At 57.9% G+C, this 19130-nt stretch carries 18 protein-coding genes; 7 read left to right on the forward strand and 11 right to left on the reverse strand.

Annotated elements, in window-relative coordinates:
• Positions 1-28: 28 nt before the first annotated feature.
• The 4 genes from QN085_RS12705 to QN085_RS12720 all read right to left on the reverse strand — a co-directional run bounded on the left by QN085_RS12705 (position 29) and on the right by QN085_RS12720 (position 5799).
• Positions 29-343 (reverse strand): hypothetical protein, encoded by a 315-nt coding sequence (locus QN085_RS12705; RefSeq protein ID WP_023663299.1) that lies wholly within the window; start codon positions 341-343, stop codon positions 29-31.
• A gap of 212 nt (positions 344-555) precedes the next feature.
• A complete protein-coding gene (locus QN085_RS12710) occupies positions 556-2160 on the reverse strand; it encodes a hypothetical protein (protein WP_031325781.1) in 1605 nt (534 codons plus the stop codon).
• Positions 2161-2239: 79 nt separating this feature from the next.
• Complete coding sequence (locus QN085_RS12715; protein WP_023663301.1) at positions 2240-3976, reverse strand: DUF8225 domain-containing protein; 1737 nt, start codon at positions 3974-3976, stop codon at positions 2240-2242.
• Complete coding sequence (locus QN085_RS12720; RefSeq protein ID WP_169774827.1) at positions 3973-5799, reverse strand: tyrosinase family protein; 1827 nt, start codon at positions 5797-5799, stop codon at positions 3973-3975. Before QN085_RS12720 ends, QN085_RS12715 begins: the two co-directional genes overlap by 4 nt.
• 159 nt (positions 5800-5958) lie before the next feature.
• Here QN085_RS12720 and QN085_RS12725 point away from each other — a divergent pair, with 159 nt between their 5' ends.
• Positions 5959-6438, forward strand: coding sequence for an Lrp/AsnC family transcriptional regulator (locus tag QN085_RS12725; RefSeq protein ID WP_003258733.1), 480 nt, complete (start codon positions 5959-5961; stop codon positions 6436-6438).
• Positions 6439-6485: 47 nt separating this feature from the next.
• On the opposite strand, the gene QN085_RS12730 is transcribed toward QN085_RS12725, so the two are convergent.
• Together QN085_RS12730 and QN085_RS12735 are read right to left on the reverse strand one after the other, a co-directional pair.
• Positions 6486-6938 carry a helix-turn-helix domain-containing protein gene (locus QN085_RS12730; RefSeq protein ID WP_013972600.1) on the reverse strand — a complete coding sequence of 151 codons (453 nt, stop codon included), beginning with the start codon at positions 6936-6938 and terminating at the stop codon, positions 6486-6488.
• Positions 6939-7107: 169 nt separating this feature from the next.
• On the reverse strand, positions 7108-7794 hold the full coding sequence (locus QN085_RS12735) for a hydrolase (RefSeq protein ID WP_013972601.1): 687 nt from the start codon (positions 7792-7794) through the stop codon (positions 7108-7110).
• Positions 7795-8057: 263 nt separating this feature from the next.
• Between QN085_RS12735 and QN085_RS12740 the strand changes: the two genes are divergently transcribed.
• Positions 8058-8519, forward strand: coding sequence for a Rid family hydrolase (locus QN085_RS12740; protein ID WP_023663225.1), 462 nt, complete (start codon positions 8058-8060; stop codon positions 8517-8519).
• Positions 8520-8539: 20 nt separating this feature from the next.
• Here the strand turns inward: QN085_RS12740 and QN085_RS12745 are convergent, their stop codons facing one another.
• Positions 8540-9466 carry a LysR family transcriptional regulator gene (locus tag QN085_RS12745; RefSeq protein ID WP_023663224.1) on the reverse strand — a complete coding sequence of 309 codons (927 nt, stop codon included), beginning with the start codon at positions 9464-9466 and terminating at the stop codon, positions 8540-8542.
• Positions 9467-9684: 218 nt separating this feature from the next.
• Here QN085_RS12745 and QN085_RS12750 point away from each other — a divergent pair, with 218 nt between their 5' ends.
• The 4 genes from QN085_RS12750 to QN085_RS12765 all read left to right on the forward strand — a co-directional run bounded on the left by QN085_RS12750 (position 9685) and on the right by QN085_RS12765 (position 14189).
• Entirely contained in the window at positions 9685-10107 is a 423-nt protein-coding gene (locus tag QN085_RS12750; RefSeq protein ID WP_023663223.1) for a PA0061/PA0062 family lipoprotein, read from the forward strand.
• A gap of 77 nt (positions 10108-10184) precedes the next feature.
• Positions 10185-10598: an alternative ribosome rescue aminoacyl-tRNA hydrolase ArfB gene (gene arfB / locus QN085_RS12755; RefSeq protein ID WP_015270295.1), complete on the forward strand. Its 414-nt coding sequence runs from the start codon at positions 10185-10187 to the stop codon at positions 10596-10598.
• Positions 10599-10817: 219 nt separating this feature from the next.
• Positions 10818-11980, forward strand: a protein-coding gene (locus tag QN085_RS12760) for an IS3 family transposase (RefSeq protein ID WP_096010231.1) whose coding sequence is annotated in 2 segments (ribosomal slippage) — positions 10818-11073 and positions 11073-11980 — 1164 coding nt in all. Because the reading frame shifts where the segments join, the coding sequence is not laid out codon by codon here.
• A gap of 58 nt (positions 11981-12038) precedes the next feature.
• Complete coding sequence (locus QN085_RS12765; protein WP_023663220.1) at positions 12039-14189, forward strand: nuclease-related domain-containing protein; 2151 nt, start codon at positions 12039-12041, stop codon at positions 14187-14189.
• A 62-nt stretch (positions 14190-14251) separates the two neighbouring features.
• Here QN085_RS12765 and QN085_RS12770 read toward each other — a convergent pair whose 3' ends face one another.
• Positions 14252-14647, reverse strand: coding sequence for a helix-turn-helix domain-containing protein (locus QN085_RS12770; protein WP_023663219.1), 396 nt, complete (start codon positions 14645-14647; stop codon positions 14252-14254).
• A 472-nt stretch (positions 14648-15119) separates the two neighbouring features.
• On the opposite strand from QN085_RS12770, the gene QN085_RS12775 reads away from it, so the two are divergent.
• Complete coding sequence (locus QN085_RS12775) at positions 15120-15887, forward strand: hypothetical protein (protein WP_023663217.1); 768 nt, start codon at positions 15120-15122, stop codon at positions 15885-15887.
• A gap of 313 nt (positions 15888-16200) precedes the next feature.
• On the opposite strand, the gene QN085_RS12780 is transcribed toward QN085_RS12775, so the two are convergent.
• The 3 genes from QN085_RS12780 to QN085_RS12790 all read right to left on the reverse strand — a co-directional run bounded on the left by QN085_RS12780 (position 16201) and on the right by QN085_RS12790 (position 18937).
• The gene (locus QN085_RS12780; protein WP_230397002.1) at positions 16201-17511 is read right to left on the reverse strand and encodes an ImmA/IrrE family metallo-endopeptidase; all 1311 of its coding nucleotides are present in this window, start codon (positions 17509-17511) and stop codon (positions 16201-16203) included.
• Positions 17512-17563: 52 nt separating this feature from the next.
• Entirely contained in the window at positions 17564-17995 is a 432-nt protein-coding gene (locus tag QN085_RS12785) for a hypothetical protein (RefSeq protein ID WP_023663214.1), read from the reverse strand.
• A gap of 783 nt (positions 17996-18778) precedes the next feature.
• Entirely contained in the window at positions 18779-18937 is a 159-nt protein-coding gene (locus QN085_RS12790; RefSeq protein ID WP_155418799.1) for a hypothetical protein, read from the reverse strand.
• Positions 18938-19130 lie beyond the last annotated feature (193 nt).

Raw genomic sequence — 19130 nt, forward strand, 5'->3', positions numbered from 1 at the left:
CAATCACCCTGATGCCCGCTGCTGATTATCAGCGCTCTTTATCCCACTGCTGCTGATCATCTGCCTGGTTTTGCTGACCACCCATGCGGTCCTTGTCTTGCAGGTTCTGGTTCTGCTTGTCGGTTGAACCCTGGCCGCCCTGGCTGCCCGTATCACGGGAACGTTCCCAGTCCTTGTTCATCTTGTCCTCAGGTTTTTGGCCGGATTGGCTGCCACCTTGCTGCTGACCGGGCATCCGCCCCCCCGAACCTTGGCCGCCTTGCTGGCCAGCCCCGGCAGTATTGTTGCCCATGCCGGTGTCAGCATTGCCCTGGTTGCCACCTTTGTCTTGATTGTTTGCCATGATCGCTTACCTCGGGTCAGACACAGGAAGGTCTGTGTGTACTGTTATGACCGAGGCCCGTTCGCGCGGTATGCAAGGAATATTTGGCTAGCTGACTAAACGCATGAATTTCAGGGGTACGAGATTTTGGTGTGCGGGCAGGAAGGTGCCTGAAGGGCAGCGCCATCTGCGAAACCCTGTTCGGGGCGATCGGTGATCGCCCCTTTTGCGGTTCAGGGGCGGTCCTTGAGGGTTTCGAAGGCTTTGACGCTTTTGATCAGGCTTTTGTTGCTGGCGGAGCCGGCACTGTTGAACAGGAAAGAGAAATCCGAGGCCAATGACGGGCTGCCGGCAATCGTCGCGTATTGATGGCACTGATTGCAGTCATCACCCTGCACGTAGGTCTCCATGGTGGTGTTGGCCACTGGTACGTTGCCCTGGCTGATGAACGGCCCGTACGACAGCGGCACTTGCGCGTTGGCGCCCGGTTCCGGGCTGGGCGGATTGGGGGCGAGGGTCCAGAGTACGTTGATCAGCTTGTAGTACTGGAACACCGACTTGCCTTGGGTGTGCTGCGCGAAGTTGGCTTGTACCGCGCTGTTGAGGGCCTGCAGGTCGCCGGGCACGGGGTGTTCGCGGGTGGTCTGTACCGGCTGGTCGCGTGGGAAGAGATCGGTGCAGTCCTTGTCGGGATGCGTTTGCTTGCACTGGATACGGGCTTGGTTCGGTGTGCACTCGGGGCCGTCGCCACAGTCAGGGTTGTTGAAGGCGAACCCGTTCGGCGGGGTTTGTTGCGGCGGGACCTGGGCCGGTTCGGGCACGTTGTCCACCTGCTCGAAGGTGGTCCAGATGAAGTTGGGCGAAGCCTGGGTCTTGTTGATGATATGCAGGCCCACCAGCCCCACCACCTCCTGGGTACACTCCAGCGTGTCGGGGCGTTTGAGCCAGGCGACGGTAGTCAGGTAGCGCCCGAACAGCTCGGGTTTGCCGGTCAGAACCCGCCAGGCGGCCTTGAGCTCGATCGCGCCCAGTTGCTCCTGTGGCACTGGGGAGGTTGGCAGTGAGCGCATCGGTTCGCCGATGGGCAGCGACAGGCCCTCCGGTGTCTGGCCGTCGAGGTTTTGCGCGACCTTCAACTGGTTGGCAGCGTCGTAGAGCCCCTTGTCGACGATGTAGTCGAACTCGGCCTTGCCCACCTTGCGTTCGAAAAACACCAGCTTGCCCGCCTGGTCCGTCAGCCAGCCGCCGGACGCCTCCATGACCGGGTCGGGAATGGACGCAAGTGTCCCGGTCGACAGGTGGAAACCGTGCAAGGCATTGATCGCGCCTTCGGAGGTGGCGTTCATGAACTTGCGTGCGCCCACCTTGAGCGCCTTGAGGCTACCCTGGGTGCTGCAGCCGGACGGCACCAGGGTTTGCACACCCCAGCCGGTAGGCGTGGGTGCGCCGGGCAGGAAGATGTCGTTGGCGTCCTTGTAGCTGGCCCATACCGGGGCCACGCTCATGGGCTGACCCGGTGCGGAGGGGACCCCGAACTGCGCCAGCGTGCTCTGCATGTCGGGTTCACCCGCAAGGCTGGCGGTGGCCGGCCAACCGGGGTTCACCGGCCAGTTCAAGGCAATGAACAATTGCCAGCCAAAGCAGTTCATGAACGCCTGGCTGGTGGCATTGAAGTTGTTGACCGGCAGGAATCCCCCGCTAGCCGGGTTGAACACCAATTGCTGCTGTACACAGGTATCGGCGTCCGACAGCGTGGCCGCCGTGGCAAGTTGCGGGGTCGACAGGCACAGTAGAATGCCGCACAGCAGCGACAGAAGACTCAAGCGTGACCTGGGCATCATTGCGCTCCTTGCAAGCTGTGAAGCCGCACCCGAAGGTGCGGCGGTAGAAGGGCGTAAGTGGCGTAAGTGGCGTGGCTCAGGCGCCAGGCACCAGCGCCAGGCCAGATTCCCAAGGGTGGTCTGTCGCGCTCACGTTCACATCTTCACCCGGGTTGAGGGCACGCACTGCCACCAGGCCGGGTGCTGCGGAGGGGCTGACCGTGATGGTCAGAATGTAGGCCTGGGTGCCGCCCGAGTTGGTCTGGCCAGGAATGGCCGATGCGTCGGGCAGGTACTGGGTGACCTGCGCCGTCACCCCGGGGTTGGAGAATTGCACCCTTGCATTCTGCGCCGTGGTAGTCGGGTCGGCACCTTGCACCACCAGCACGAACTGGTTGCTGCTACCCGGTGCAAGCCAGGCGGGCAGGTCGGTGGGGGATTGCCCGTAGAACAGGTCCAGCGGCAGCAGTTGCACTGGCCAGGGTTGCAGGCCGGCCACCCGGTCCTGCACGCATGGGAACGCTTGAGGCGTGGTGCTGAGCGGCTTGACGGTGACGCTCAGGCCGACCAGCAGTTGTTGGGCGATGACCCACACATAGTTGACCTTCTGGTTGTTGATGGTGATGTCATTGATCGAGAAACCAGCGCTTTCCGGCACCTCGAACACCGCCTGCAGGATCTGGTCGGAACCATTGGCGGCCGACTTCGCCGTACCGCGCGTGATGCGCCAGTACTGGCTCACGTCCTGGCCTTGCGGGCCCTTCCAGGCGCTGAAATCGGTGGGCTGCTGCAAGTACAGGCCAATGGGGTTGGTCAGCGACAGTCGGTTGTTCACCGCCGTGGTATTGGCCATGAAACCGATGTGCGGATCAGAGTTGCGATAGTTTTGCCCGTACTGCGCGCAGCAGATCAACGACTGGGCGTTCTGGCTGCTGCTCACCGGGCGCAGGATGGTGGCGGCGGCGGCCAGGTACACCTCGGCGCTGAGGGTATTGGGGCCGGAGGTCAGGTGCATCGCACCGCCGTACTGGCCGGGTACACAGGCCGTTCCGGCGTTCCATTTGTTGACGGTGTCATAGGCCGGCTTGCCGGTGGTGGGGTCGATGACCGGGTCGCCGGCTTTGCCGGTCGGGCAGTCGACGGCGTAGCGCAGGTACAGGTCTTCGAGTTGCACGTTCGGGTCGATGTAGTCGCGATACAGGCCCAGTACTGCGTTCGGGTCGATGCGCCACATGGTCAGGAAGTACGCGGGGTTTTCGCAGGTGAAGGTGATCTTGCGCATGTTGCCGTTGGCATCGCGTACGATCGACCACTCGCAGTACTCGTCGAGCCAGCCCCGCGGGCCGGAAGGCGAGAACGCCGTGTATTTGCCGTTCCAGTCGATGCTCGGGCAGCGCTTGGCCGGCAGTTGCAGCACGGTACCTTGCTTGTTGGGGTCGTAGAGCATGTAGAGGGTGTTGTCGAGGGTGATCTGGCCGTGGTCGGTCAATTCCATCACCTGGTCCAGGGTCATGGCCTTGCCACCCAGCTGGGGAATGACCGCCGCACCGTTGTTGTAGAAGAACGTCCAGAGCCGGTTGGGGAAGGGCGCCCAGGTGATCGCCGGGGCGGTCACGTCGCCGAAACCTTCCACCAGCGGGTTGTAGTAACCCGAGCGGGGGGCGTCGTTCAGGCCCGACCAGGGGTTGCCGATGATCGACGATTCGGTCCAGCCGGTGAGGTTGTTGTTCCAGTCGGTTTCAAACTGCGGCAACTGGTCTTCCAGGCCCAGCTTGTTGTAGTCCTTGGGGGCTTGGCCGGCGGGAGAGGTGAACTGCTTGAAGGGCGTGCTCATGTCGGTTCTCCTGATGTGCGTGAGGTGGAAGCAGAGCAGCAGCCGGCGACCGGGGGCGGGCCGGCGAGGGTCTGGCGCGGGTCGTCCCACACCAGTTGGGCGATGAAACCGGGCAGCGTCGTGTATTCGTCAGGCGTCAGCACGCGGCCGCTGTCGAGGTGGGTCACCACCAGCGACAACTGCACCGCGTCGCCGCGGGCAAGGCCCAGCGCAGCGGCGTTGCGGGCCGCATTCAGTGCGCGGGACACGCCGTGGGTGATGCATCGGCCCTTGTCGTCCACCAGCCCCATGCCGATACGGCTGAAGCGCCCCACGTAATGGGGGTTGTCGGCGCTGATGTGCTGCGTGGCAGCGTCGGGCTGGTCGAGAAAGACATCGATCAGATAGGTGTCATGGGTGCAGCGCACGTGATCGAACACCACCCACGGCCCGGGCCCTGCGGCGTTGCCCGCGGCAGGCCCGGCTGTTGCGCTGTGCTTGCAGCAGGCGCCGGTGGCCGCCTTGGGCGCGCCGAATTGTGGGGCCACCGGCACGCCGTAGTCGTAGCCGATGTGCCGGCTGTCCTGGGCCATGTCGCCGATGGTGGTGTAGCGCCAGGCGTCGGCGCTGGTGAATGTGAGCTGCGTGGCATCGTGACCGGAGAACGGCTGGAGCAGGCACTGCGTGGTGAATTGCGCCCCGGGGTTGGCCCTGATCCATACCTCGAGCATGCGATCGATGTTGGCGTGGTAGGAGCAGAACACCGGGTCGAAGGCGGTGTAGGCGTTGTCGGCCATGTCACCGCCGATCCAGCCGTGATAGTTGTCGTGGGGTTGCTCGTACAGGCCGTCGAAGTTGAGGGCACGGTTGGGGTACAGGCTGTCCTTCTGGGGCGGGTCGAACACCGGGATGTTGGCCCACGGATAACCGGGCACGCCCTGTGGTTGGCTGAAGGTGGTGAACTTCAGGGCATCCACCACCTGTTGCTGGAAAATCCGGCTCATGCCGAACAAACGGGTGCGCTCCGAACGCGAGTCGTCACCGTGGGTGTAGAACAACCGGTCGCGCTGCACATACCGGCAGTCCACCCCTTTGACCGCACCGCTGGCGCACACTTTCGAACAACCATCCTTGGCGGCCGCGTAGCGCAGGGGGTTGGGCCGGGTTTCGCCGGTGTGGGGGTGCACATAGGTTTCATCGAGAAAAGCCTGGGGCAGGCCGGCCTGGGGGCTGCCGTCGACGCTGGCGTCTTCGGCCATCCAGTCCCAATAGGGAATGGCACAGTCGATCAGTTGTTCCAGATACAACAGGTAGGCCCGGTGCCAGAGGGCAAACGCCTCCTGATAATGCAGGCACCAGTTGGTGTGGATGTAGGCGTAACGTTGCCAGGGCGAACCACTGTCGGGGTCGCCCACCTGCATTACATCGTCCAGGCGGGCGCGGTACAGGTTCAGTTCCTCAAGGGTCAGGGCGCGGATGTCCTTTCTCACCCGCCTGACTGATTGGGGCAGGTCGGGTGGTGGGATGCGCTCGGCCAGATCGAAGGGAGAATCGGCGTTCAGGCGCCAGCCCTGGTTGACCCACAACCTGAAGGTTTCCAGCGCATCGATCGGCCAGAACTGTTGCTGGTCGAGGGTCAGCGGCATGTTTCGCGAGGCCAGGTGCTGGTAGATGGTTTCTGACCAGGTTTTGACCGAGCCCGGGTCGTCCAGGTAGACGAAATAGGCGTTCATGCACCCGGTCCAGGAGGCTGCCACGGCCGCGCGCTGCGCAGCAGGAATCCAGTAGGGAGCGGTAAAAAGGCCGTGGATGTCCGCGGTCCATGTCGGTTTCGCGATGATCATAAGGTCCCTCTCATGCGCCCCGCAGGCCATATTCGGCCGGGCTGCTAAGCTCAGTTGATGGTAAAGAGCTGGCGCGCAGGGAATCGTGCAAATTGGCGCGTCCTTGCGGCGGATTCATTGCAGTTTTTCAGGGAAGACACGTGAAAAATGACAGACGCCATGGATCTGAAGATTCTGGGAAAGCTGCAAAAGGATTGCAGCCAGAATCTGGAGTTGCTCAGCGACAGCGTTGGGCTGTCTTCCACCAGTTGCTACCGGCGTATCAGGCGCCTGGAGAGCGCAGGCATCATCAAGGCCAAGGTCGCGATACTGGACGAGCGCAAGCTTGGCATTCAGGTGACTGCCTTCTTTCTGGTGAAGCTGGACCGCGACAGCAACGACATTGACCGCAAGATGCAGCACATCCTGGCCAGCCACCCGGAGATTCAGGACTGTTACCTGATGACGGGCGAGTTCGATTTCGTGATGGTTGCCAAGTTTCGCGATGCCACCGAGTACACCGACTATATCTACCGGTTTCTCGACACTTACCGGGATATTCCGATTCGCACTTATTCCTCGACGCTGGTGGTGCGTACGGTGAAGAAATCATATGAATTGCCGCTGGGAGGAGGGTTGCAGCAGGCTGTCGATGCCTGACAAAGCTAGCGCGGTACCCTGAACCGCTCGTGATACTCAGCATTTATTCAGAGGTAGATTGCTGCCGTTGCGTCGGAAGAGTACAGATGTGCTCCTTGATTGAGCAAAGGCTCAGTTTGAGTGGACGCTTGTCGCTGCCAGGCCTGCGGCGATATTCCCTCGGCCTTCACGAATGTGCGGCAAAAGTGGGACTGATCGCAGAAACCGCACTCCAGTGCGATCTCAGCGAGCATCATTCCCGAGCCCCCCAGTAGCTCCTTGCTTTTGCGCAACCGTTGTTCACGCATCCACTGTTGCGGGGGCACGTGCATGGTATCCCTGAACATTCGTGTGAAATGGCTACGCGACAACGAGCAGGCTTGGGCGACTTCCGTAACGGTTATGCCAGTGTCCAGGTTCTCCAGCATTAACCTCTTGGCAGTCGTGACCTGCCAGGGCTTGAGGAGCCCGGTCGTTTTCAGTGCGACAGTCGCCAGCACAGTGCAGTGATCACTGTTCATACAGATCCATCAATCAGTGAAATGGGCACGTTTAGAGTGGGCAGGGCAGGCCACTGCAGCCTCGGGCGGGCTACAGACGATAACGCTCGATTCGATGGCCTGGCTCAGCCAGCCGGCGTACCCATCAGCGGGTCAATGAACAGCCCCTGGATGCAGGGGCTGGCAATGGTCAGACAGCGGCAGCAACCGGGGCCAGGGTTGGGCCGTGCTGAACGCGCTCTGGTGCTTTGTGCACCATGGTGTAGGCATAGTCGACACCCATGCCGTAGGCGCCGGAGTGTTCTTTCACCAGTGCCATGACGGCATCGTAGGTGTCGCGGTTTTTCCAGTCGCGTTGCCACTCCAGCAGCACTTGTTGCCAGGTCACCGGAACCACGCCTGCCTGAATCATGCGCTGCATGGCGTAATCGTGGGCTTCCTTGGTGGTGCCACCGGAGGCGTCGGCAACCATGTAGATTTCATAGCCGGCATCGTTCATCGCCGACAGCGCGAAGGTGGTGTTGCACACCTCCGTCCACAGGCCGGAAACGATGATCTTGTTGCGCCCGTTTTTCTTCAGCGCGTCACGCACCTTCTGGTCATCCCAGGAGTTCATGGAGGTTCGCTCCAGCAGCGGAGCGTCGGGGAAGACGGCGAGCAGTTCGGGGTAGGTGTGCCCAGAGAAGCTTTCAGTCTCGACCGTCGTGATGGTGGTGGGCACATTGAAGATCCTGGCTGCCTTGGCCAGGCCCACGGTGTTGTTCTTCAGCGTCTGGCGGTCGATGCTCTGAACGCCGAAGGCCATCTGTGGCTGCTGATCGATGAAGATCAGCTGGCTGTTGAATGGGGTCAGTACTTCAGTTTTCGGATTGTTCATTTGTGTTCCCTGTCACCTGGATGATGGTCATCGCACAAGTCACGGCGCCTGTTTTCTGCAGGCTGTGCTGAGGCACTGGATGACGTCCTCAGTGATGCCCGTTGCTTGAGTCCGAGAACAAGATAGCCAATCGCAGAACGAAGCGGTGGCGCACTTTTGCGCTCTCAAAGGCGCATTAATGCGCCCTTCGTTTGTTCATCCTGTTGCTAGTATTCGCACGCAAACGCGGGTCTACCTGATCCGGTTTACGCCAGGAGAAAGCGATGGCAGCTTCACAACCACTCAACAAACAAACCGCTTATTGGGGCGTTCCGTGGGAGAATTCTTACGGGTATCCGCAGGCACGGCGGGTAGGGGACGAGATCTACGTATCGGGCCAGTTCAATCATGACGAAGAAGGCAACCTGGTCGCGCCGGCACCCTTGGATCGTGACGGCAGGCCCTGTGATTTCTCTTCGATGGGGGATCAGATGCGCGCCGCCTACGACAATATTGCCAAGCTGCTCGCGCTATACGGGGCGACGCTTGAAGATGTCGTGGAAGAGACGCTGTACGTGCTGGACATGGACGCGGCCTTTGCCGTGGTCGGCAAGGTGCGCAAGGCCGCCTACGGCACGGAACGGCCTCAATGCGCCAGCAACATCATCGGCGTATCGAGGCTTGCCCAGCGCCCACAGCTGATCGAAATCGCCTGCAAAGCGGTACTTGGCTCACGCGCTGAGTGACTTGCACTCCCGGTTTCGCTCTATGTGACCGGGAGTACCAGTTGGCCCTCGATCAACGGCTTCTGGTTGGCAACGGCAGCTGCACAGAACGTCATGAATGCTTTGACCCGCCACGATTTGCGGATGTCCTGGTGCGTCAGCAGCCACAGCTCATCCTGCAGCTCCGGCACCACCGGGCCGACGCGTTCAAGCCCTGGCGTGATATCACCCAGCATGCAGGGCAAAAATCCCACCCCCAGGCCCGCCGCGATTGCAGCACTTGCCGCCGCAACCGAATCGGTGCGGTACGAGATGCACTCGGCTGCGACCCTGTTTTCGACATAGCTCGTTGCCTTGAGCCCGCGTAGCGCTGCGGAATAGGAAACCCATGCCTGGCCTTCAGTGAACAGAGGAGTAGGCGATGTGTGGTTGCTGCTGCCGTAGGGAGCCCAGGCGATTGTGGCCAGTTTGCGGCCCACCAGGCTTTCGGCGGGTTTCCTGGTCGCTCGAACCGCAATATCCGATTCGTCTCGCGCAAGGCTCAGTGATTCGTTGCCCACCAGCACCTCAATCGTGATGCCTTCATTGAGGGCCTTGAAGTCCGCGATGATGGGGGTGAGGAAGTAAAGCAGCAGTGAGTCGCTGGTGGTGATACGAAGCTTTCCGAGTGGCCCCTGGCCGGCACGTGAGACACGCCGCGTCACGCTGACAATGTCCAGCTCCACGCGCTCGGCGAGGGCACGCAATTCCGCGCCCTCGATGGTGAGCAGATAGCCTGATTTGCGGTGATCGAACAAGGCTACGCCAAGTGTTTTTTCAACCTGGGAGACCCTGCGGGAGACGGTGGACACGTTGATGCCGAGCTTCTTGGCTGTGGCAGCGCGATTGCCACACTCACTGAGCGTTTTGATGATCCGCAGGTCGTCCCAGGAGAGCTGGTTGGCAGCCTCGCCCACGTTCCATTTCACGTCCTTGGGGGCAACTGGGGTAATTGGGACATTTCCAGGTAACGACTTCACGAAATCCGTTCCAGATCAGATTGCGACGATCATACGAGAAGGGGCTGCGTGAACCAAGTATCAGCATGAAGGCGAAGGAGGGGGCTTCGGTCGTCCCTTCATGCGCACATCGACACTTGTCGGCGTTATCCTGAATAGTGAGTCCAGGAGCCTTTGGGGAACTGCCCATGCGCAAGTTGACACTGTTGTTCGCGATCGCTGCATTTGCGGGTTGCCAGGCGCCGATGCCCAGTGCCAACCCACAGATGGCATGGGTCGATCTCTCGACACCATTCCCGAATGACCGTGTGCTGTTGGCCGAACGCCTGGATAAACAACGCCTGCGTGATGGGCGCTTCTTTGAGGTCAGCCCCGGCAGCCATGAATTGGTCGTCAGGTTCGACTACGAAGTAAATGGTGGCGGTGGCATCAGCCTGATGGGAGGTACCACGGTAAGGCAATGCTACCTGACCATCGACTATGAGCATTTCAAGGCTGGGCAGCGCTACGTGCTCGAGGCCCGCTCCATGGCCATGACGCCAGAGGCGAGGCTTTATGATGCGAAGGGAGAGATTGTGGCAGAGGTTAGGGAATTCTATTGCCTGATGTGATGGTGCTGCGTACATCAATGACTGGCATGGTTGCTTGGGGCCCCTGGATAATGGAGGGGAATCACAAGGGCCATGCCATGCTGACCATCTCTAATAATGTGCACCTGCCAGACGCCGAAATCGAACTGACATACATCCGCGCGCAAGGCGCAGGCGGGCAGAATGTCAACAAGGTGTCCAGCGCCGTGCATCTGCGCTTCGACATCACTGCCTCGTCGCTACCCGAGTTTTACAAGGAGCGGTTGTTGGCGCTGCGTGACAATCGCATCACCGGCGACGGCGTGTTGATCATCAAGGCACAACAATACCGCACACAGGAGCAGAACCGTGCGGATGCACTGGCGCGCCTTGCCGAGTTGATCATCAATGCCGGCAAGACCGAGAAGAAACGCCGTCCCACCAAGCCAACCCTCGGCTCGAAGACCCGTCGCCTCGAAGGAAAAGCCAGGCGCAGCACTGTCAAGGCGGGGCGGGGCAAGGTGGAGTTCTAGGCACTGGATGAAAGAGATGTCGCGAACGCTGCCTGGAATAAGTCAGCTCGACCATGGCGGTGTAACCGCCCCAACGCCACGGTTCTGCATGTTGAGGGCAGTGGTCATCGCTTAACAGGCGGTTGACCAAGGCACTGCGTGCTACTTGTGAAGCTTGTAGTGGTCTACTAACCCCGGACACCTTTTTAGGCGAAAATGGTCGCCACACAGAGGTGTTCGATGAGCAGACAACGACGTACTTTCACCCCCGAATTCAAGCGCGAGGCAGCCGGCCTGGTGCTCGACCAGGGCTATAGCCTTACTGAAGCCGCCCGGTCGCTCGACTTGGTTGAATCGGCGCTTCGCCGCTGGGTGAATCAACTCCAGTCAGAACGTGGCGGTGCTACGCCAACGAGCAAGGCGCTGACCCCCGAGCAGCAGAAGATCCAAGAGTTGGAAGCTCGGATCAACCGGCTGGAACGGGAGAAATCGATTTTAAAAAAGGCTACCGCGCTCTTGATGGCCGAGGAACACGAGCGCTCGCGTTGATTGATCAGCTCCGCCGCGAGGAGCCTGTCGAATTACTCTGCTCGGTGTTTGAAGTCACTCGCTCGTGTTACTACACGCATTGCCATAAACGGCGATCTCCGGACGTTGCGCGACTGGCACTGCGCGTTCGGGTTAACGAGCTATTTACACAGAGCCGTAGTGCCGCAGGTAGTCGAACCATCATGTGCATGATGCGCGAAGAAGGCATTCAGATCGGCCGCTTCAAGGTGCGCAAGTTGATGCGCGAAATGAAGCTGATCAGTAAGCAACCGGGCTCACATGCCTACAAGAAGGCCACAGTGGAGCGCCCTGACATCCCGAATGTGCTGGAGCGCGCATTCGATGTCACGGCACCGAATCAAGTATGGTGCGGCGACATCACGTACGTGTGGGCTCAAGGTCAGTGGCACTATGTGGCGGCAGTTATCGACCTGTTTGCACGGCGCATGGTGGGATGGGCGTTTTCACCTAAACCGGACAGTGAGTTGGTCATCAAAGCGCTGGACATGGTGTACGAGCACCGCGAGCGGCCGCAGAATGTACTGTTTCACAGTGATCAGGGCAGCCAGTATGGCAGCCGAGCTTTTCGTCAGCGGTTGTGGCGTTACCGCTTCAAGCAAAGTATGAGCCGCAGAGGTAATTGCTTGGACAATGCGCCTATTGATCGTTTGTTCCGCAGCCTGAAAACGGAGTGGGTGCCAAGTGTGGGCTACATGAGTGCTGCGCAGGCACAGCAGGACATCGGCAGGTTTCTGATGCAGCGCTACAACTGGGAGCGACCGCATCAGTTCAACGGTGGGTTACCTCCGGCGATTGCCGAGGAAAAACTTAATCCGGTGTCCGGGATTAGTTGACCACTACATAGGGACGCTCGTTTGCGAGCGGATATCTGTCACTGAAGGAGCTGTCAGCATGGAGTTAACTGAACGTAGCGAGTCTGAGGTTTTTGCTGATCTTGTCGCGCTCACGGCACAGCCTGGGTACGTGTACGCGATCGCACAGATCTGCCACCGAGACAATCTGGTCGCGTACCAGGATGAGTACACTGCCGATGACCTGAGCGACCTTTACGCTCCCGAGCGCCTTATCAGGACGGAGATCAACACGTTGCTTGGGCTGATGATGCGCCAGCCGCTCGACCTCACCCTGCCTGAACCCGGCCAAATTCAAATCTATGTCGAACGCAGCGATGAACTGATGGCCGAACTGCATGATGCCATGAGTGGCTCAATGTTCGAGTCGTTGATGGGCAAAGCTGAAAGCGGAGCAACACCCGAGGACGTTTGGAAAGGCTCGATGATGCGGGAGCCGATTTTCTATGGCTCTGAGTCCGCCTACAGCTTTCAGTATCGTGACTTTTTCGTGGAAAAACACAGCTGTGATGATGCCTGGCTTGAACAGAACAAGGGCTTCACCAGTCGGCAGGCACAGCAGGTCGCCCGGGCAATGTGTTCAAGCATGGATGCTCGTGCTTCCGAACTGTATCAGGGAGGGGCGCGCGCCAAGCCTGCTGCCGATGAGCTTTTGGCTCATTTCGAGTTCTCAGCAGAGCAAGTCAGTCAGAAGACCGGTTTAAACATTGGCATCGTACAAGCCGTATTTGATGCCTTGACGTTCACCGGCGACAATTCTACGTTCCAGGAACTGGGTGATTTCAATAGCGTTGCCGCCACGCCGTTGCTGTCAACGGGGCGCGGGTCAGTACTGCTTTTCATGCATTACTCGATCTATGAGGCGCTCTATGAGTCCCCGTTCTTCTGGATGAACGCTGACCCCCTTTACCGGCAACAGGCGTCCGATAATCGAGGCGCATTTGTAGAGGAGTTCGCTCACAGACGGTTGAAGGCTGTCTTCGGCGCCGCGAATGTCTTCACAAACGTTAACCTGATAAAAAAAGATGTCGTCGCGGAGGCGGACGTTCTGGTGATCTTCGGTGATCGAATGATCATCGTTCAGGCTAAAGCGAAGAAGCTCACCTTGGCAGCTCGTAAGGGCCATGATGGTCAGCTTAAGCGGGATTTCGCGGCAGCAATCCAAAAAGCGTCTGATCAAGCTTGGGAGTGCGCCACCGCTATCCTCTCCGGACAATGCCGGATGGTTGATGACAAGGGGAGGGAGATTACTCCACCCCAGGCAATCAAGGAGATCTATCCGTTCTGCGTGGTTTCAGACCATTACCCCGCGCTCGCATTCCAAGCCAGCCAGTACCTCAATTACCAGAAAACCGAGGTCGTCCAGCCGCCTCTGGTAATGGACGTCTTCCTGCTGGATGTTATGACGGAAATGCTTGATACACCGCTGCGCTTGCTCAGTTATGTGCGACTTCGAGCTAAGGCGGTCAAATCGGTCATGACGAGCCACGAATTGACAGCGTTGGCTTACCATCTACACCAAAACCTCTGGCTTGATCCGGATGTCAGCTTGATTTCGCTGCATGACTCGATCGCGGGTGATTTGGATGTCGCCATGACGGTCAGGCGAGAAGGGTTGCTAGGCAAGCGAACACCACCCGGCATTCTGACGCACATGCAGGGGACGTTGTACGAACGGCTAATCATGCAAATCGAGCGTCGTACCGATGCAGGTGTGCTGGAGCTTGGCTTTGAACTGTTGTCCATGAATGACCGGTCATGCCAGAGCATTCACGACGGACTGGCGGGCATCACGGCCTTGGCGACGAAAGATGGCAAACGGCATGATTTCACCCTTGTCGTTGACGAGGGTAAGACCGGTATCACGTTCCATTGCAATCCGAATCCAGGTTCATCAGCGATTAATGACCTGCAGCTGCACTGTCAGAAGCGCAAATACGTTCAGCGGGCAACGGCGTGGTATGGCGTGTCGCTAAGCCCCGCAGGTGATATTCAATTTGGCTTGACCTTCAACGCTCCTTGGGTTCGTTCCGACGCGATGGACGAACTCACCAAAGGCATGAAATCCCCTATGCGCATGGGCGCAGTCATCAAGACTCTGGAAAGAGGGTTGCGCGAAGAACAGCCAGGCCGCAATGATCCGTGCTTCTGCGGGAGCGGGAAGAAGTACAAGAAATGCTGCTTGCCCTGAACCCAAGGCATAGGGGGCACTGTGTGTCCCCTATGCAATAGGGCTAGCGAGCCACAAGCCCTTCATGACACTGCAAAACTGAACTCTGCTTGTTGGCCCGATGAGGCGTGGGGAAACTGAGGCTTACGAGGTACTCGGGTTGAAATGCCTTGCATTGCCTTTTCCAGACCCGGCAGACCGCCATTACGCTCAAGGCCCTCGACTTCTGCGCGAAGCTGAGTAATTAGGTCTACTACAGGGCTTTCCGTTTCCGCGCTCAGGGTGAGGGCCAACAGAGTAAGCGGGCTCATGCCTAGACGTTGGCTAACCAGGTCTAGCTTGTCCAAAGTAATGCTGCTCTTGGCGTCTTCGAGCTTCGACAGATAAGTGCGACTGGCGTCTCCAAAGTCGCGTTGCGAAATATTTCGCTTGATTCGAATGGCTTTGAGGACTGTCGCAAACGACGTTTTCAGCGTCATAGGCTGTACCTGTGCTTACCCAATTTTATGCCCTCTGTCATTCTTAATTCGCGGCTCAACCGCAGTTGATGGCTGCACGCAAGCCCCGCCCCAGAGGGTACATCACACTATCATGGGATTTCAGACCCAACGTACTTGAGCTTCGGGTCAGCCGACATTTCGATGTGAAGGCGCCATCATATCAAGGTGCTGTTTATGCATACAGCTCATGCAGTTATTCTCCCGGGGAGAACATTTGTACTCAATCCTATGAACGCGTTTTGAGAGTGAGCTCGTGGTCATGGGCGAGGAACTGAGCACCAGTCGCGAGAAGATCGCGACGTTGGTGAACCCGATCTGCTCCAGCGGAATGTGAACAAGCCGAACCACTCCCATGATTCCTTCCTTTGATTTGTAGAGGTCAATGAAACCGTGCACCTCACGATGGCGGCATTGTGACGCCATTGGATTAGGTGAACAGGAGGAGAGGAACATGATCACCGGTCAGTCCCTCAGATCGATGGGACGAATCATCATCGAAGCACGTGGTGCTAACGAACTGATGTTCATTGCTCGTCGCGAGCGTATCGCCCCTGAGCGCCAAGCAGCGCTGGGGCTCGACCTGCTGGTACAAGAAGGTGACGCCATTCAGCCATCTGGGGTGGGTAGGGTCACTGAGTACAACGCACGTGGACGGGAGATCAAGCTCAAGGATCTGCCTCTCGTGACGAAGCACATACCCATGTACCGCAGTTGGCTGGACTGGCATGGCTATCCGCACTCGGGCATTCAAGTACATGCACGTAACGTCTACCAGGTCGACTTCCAGCCGCCGCCTGGAGAGGATCTGGCGCTGCGAGTGATCGATGGAGAAGCATACATAGCAACACGCCTTTTCCAGATCACGGACAATCCCCTCGTGATCCTGCACCTGGCCAACCTTATGCTTGAGTGCTTCGGCGGATTCGAAATTTTCGACAACCAGCGCCAGCAGATTGCCCACGTGCCTGTAAGGCAGCTCCATTGGGAACTGTTGCCACAGGGACGGTACCCCTGGAACGTTACCTCAGGGATTGTGGAGCCGTACCTGCAGCATCTCAATGCGTCCGAGAAAGGCGTTGTCGAGTATCGCATGCGCGAGATCACCAGCTATGAGCCGGATTTTGTCGCCACAGGTCGAGGAGGGTACCAAGGCTATTTCGTGTACGGGTTCACCGATCGCAACCTGTACCTCCTGGAGAGTATTGGGCCTGCCCCGTGACAACGGACGCCAAGAAGCGATACTTACATGCTATCTTGGAGGTTGTCACGGGGCAGGCCCATATTTACCTCAACAATGCCACCTACGGTTTCGGCACTGATTGGCAGGAACTGTCGGGCCTAACGAAGGCGGAAATCCTCAACGGCGGACATGAGCATAACCGGATCATCCACGACCAACATTGGGATGGCAGGGTTAGACGGTTGATGCGGCCAGGTGAAGAGTTCGCGCGTTTCTAAACGCTGGTTGAGCGTGGGCAGAGGGGGCATGCCTATCACTAGAGAGCATGCCCGACACGTTCGTTTCGGCGGGGTCAAAGGTTCAACTGATCCACAAGAACGCCCAAACCCGCAAGACGCAGGCGAACTGCTGTCTTGGAGACCTTGAAGTGATGGCTCAGATTGCCTACCACGAGCTTGAAATTGCCGTAGTTAACCGCTTGCTTATCAACGTACAAAATCCCGTGGCCTCGATTGCGTATACCGTAAATTTTGGCAATCAGGTCGAATCGCTCCAGTAAGGCACGGCGCGGCAGCAAAAGGTAGGACGCAAATGTGTTGGCCTGCCACTCCAGTCGCTCAACGTCGCTACCCGGGATGCGGCTGCTAGATACAATCTCCAGGTCATCTGGGCGCACCTCTTCACGCTGCAGGTACTGCCCGTGGCCAAGAAAAAAATGACCCAATTCATGAGCCAATGTGAACCGGGCGGTTGGGGATTCACGATCCTGTGTGTAAATATTGATCTGTGGCGGGTGGAAGGATATCCGGCCTAGCGCTGATCTGGACTCATCCTTGAAATGAACAATCAGCCCGCTGATCTGCTGTTCATGCGCGATCAATGAATGGAGATCCACACTGCCACCCAGGTACCCTGCAGCCTCTAAGATTGCTTGCGTACGCTCCTCGATCGCCGTCTTCGAAATAAACGCGACACGTTCCTTTCCGGGCTGGCGCCGAACAACCAGCTTTTCAAGGCCTGCCAGTTTATCCTTAAGCCCATGCATGAAGTCCTGCATCACGCCTTGCCAAGCATTGGTGAAACCGATGGGCGTTGAAGCGTAAGCGGTGTATGCCGAGGGCTGGAACTGGGGCTCAACCATCCCGTGCTCAATCTCTGCACACTGCCTGGCGGTCAAGTTGAGAGCACGCATTAGAAGGGGGCGTGACAGCTCCCACTTAAACCCCTGCTCATCGAAATGCCGGACTACAGCCACGCCTTTATTTTTTGCAAGCCTGAACGCTCCGGCTTGGAACGCGCTGGCCGATGCAAACACTCCCTTTACGTTGGCACCTGTGACTTGGCCGATTTTCGAGCAAAACTCCTCAATATCATTGACGGGAATCGTGCTTTCGTAATGCTTGCACTCAATGAGTACAATCAGTGAAGGCTCATCCAGCTCCGGACGCTTAACCTCAATGGAAATGTCGAAGACGATAAAGTCCTCGCGGTCACGTGAGTAGTATTTCTTCTTCCTGAAAATCTGACTGAATTTCGGGGAGAGCCACAGATCACCTTGCTCCAGTTCGTGTTTCAGGTACTCGTAGACCCTCTCCTCGAAAAGGTCGCCCTTCGCGTACGTGCTGAGCTTTTCAGATTCCATCGGGTGAGAAGGCATATTCATGGGGCAGGCTATTCGAGGTGGGGCACTATGGCAGAAGAAGGCCCAGAGCACGTTACGCCTGGATGCAGTATGAAACGAGTGTGCTTACGATAGCGAAAAGCCATGATCGATCCAAGTATTTAATACATGTCCTGAGCCGTTGAGCATCCCGGGGCCGAGGCTGCGAGCAAAATGATGGGGGCTGGGGCAAGGGTGCCTTGGCCACGTTCGGGCGATTGGCACCGACATCTTGGAGGTAGTAGTTCAAGAACTGGGTGACGATTCTGATCTCGCGCTTCCAAACATTTTTCTCGATCTCATTTTCGGAGCCAGACGTACGCGACAACTTAAATGGCAGCCAGGCCGGATTTATGGCCCAATCCCGAAACTCATGCTGGGCGTCGGAGATGAAGCGTGCCTGCACGCCAGGAGTGCACCATCGTGGATCTGGCTTGGCAATGAAATCCGCGTAGCGAATGAAATCATCACGAGTCAAGTCGATCATCCGCGCAGCTACCTGAGCATTAACAGGTAGCTGTGTTTCCTGACTCGGCCACCAATAAGCGTATGGGGCGAAAATGGGGAATGGGATGAATGGCCGCATATCTGGACATCAACCGAGCTACTATTAAAGGATGTCTATTAGGTTTAGCAGATAAGTAGACGGTCATCCAAGGCTAGGCTATGGATAGCGAGCTGAACGGAGGTTTGTGAAACCGATTGAAGGCAGGAGGGACAGGTGACGATGGGTAAGTGGTTGATTTTTCACGAACGGGGTTTTGTGAAAATCTCAACGGAGGTTAGTGAAAGCGGACACCAATATGAACGGGCACTTCCAAATACGTCATTTAACATAATGCTCATTATGCGCTAGCCTATATTTGGTCACCAGACCACGAGTGAGGCACTTTGGGACCAGGGAAAGCTCCCTGGTCGATTTGATCTTCCCGCTCTGATCGATCGCTGGCCCACCAGCGCGGTCGTCAATCCGGTACCTCTGTCCGTGGTGCCTGCGATGCAAAAACGAAATCAGACCTTCGCACCTCAAGCGTCAGGCCAGCCATGTGCTTTCAGATTTGCGCGCAGGCCAGGAGCTTTCGGCATCACCGCACTTACTGTTCAGCCTTGCCCATCCCATTTCCATCCGCTGCCATTTGGAACGCAACGCGTGCGCATCCTCATTCCATGCCTCGTGTATGGATTGCAGGCTACGGCGATCAGTTCACATGATCGGCCTTATCGTTCAGCTCCCTGAATCCAGTCGCGCACCAACCGTTCACGTTGTTCATCAGATAACGCCGGCCTGCTGCAGGCCAAAGTTTACCTTGATCATGAAGTAGCGACCGTCTGCTGGCTTCTTCGCGGGAAAGCCCTGCACCCGCATGTAGAACGCAAGCTTGAGGTTAACGCGGTACCTGTGGGAGCGGCGCCGCGCCGGCTTCTTCACGGTGAACCCTCCCAAAAGTACAACACAAGCTTCAGGTTCACACGATAACTATGGGAGCGGCTTCAGCCGCGGACTGACTGGCATGCGACTACTGACGATACCGGGACAGCACCCTGCGGAACACTACGTTTGCGCCTAATATGCAAATAAATTATAACTATGCTAAATATTCATTTAGAGTAGTTATATTAAA

Source organism: Pseudomonas sp. M2(2023) (assembly GCF_030263955.1).
Lineage (GTDB): Bacteria > Pseudomonadota > Gammaproteobacteria > Pseudomonadales > Pseudomonadaceae > Aquipseudomonas > Aquipseudomonas asiatica.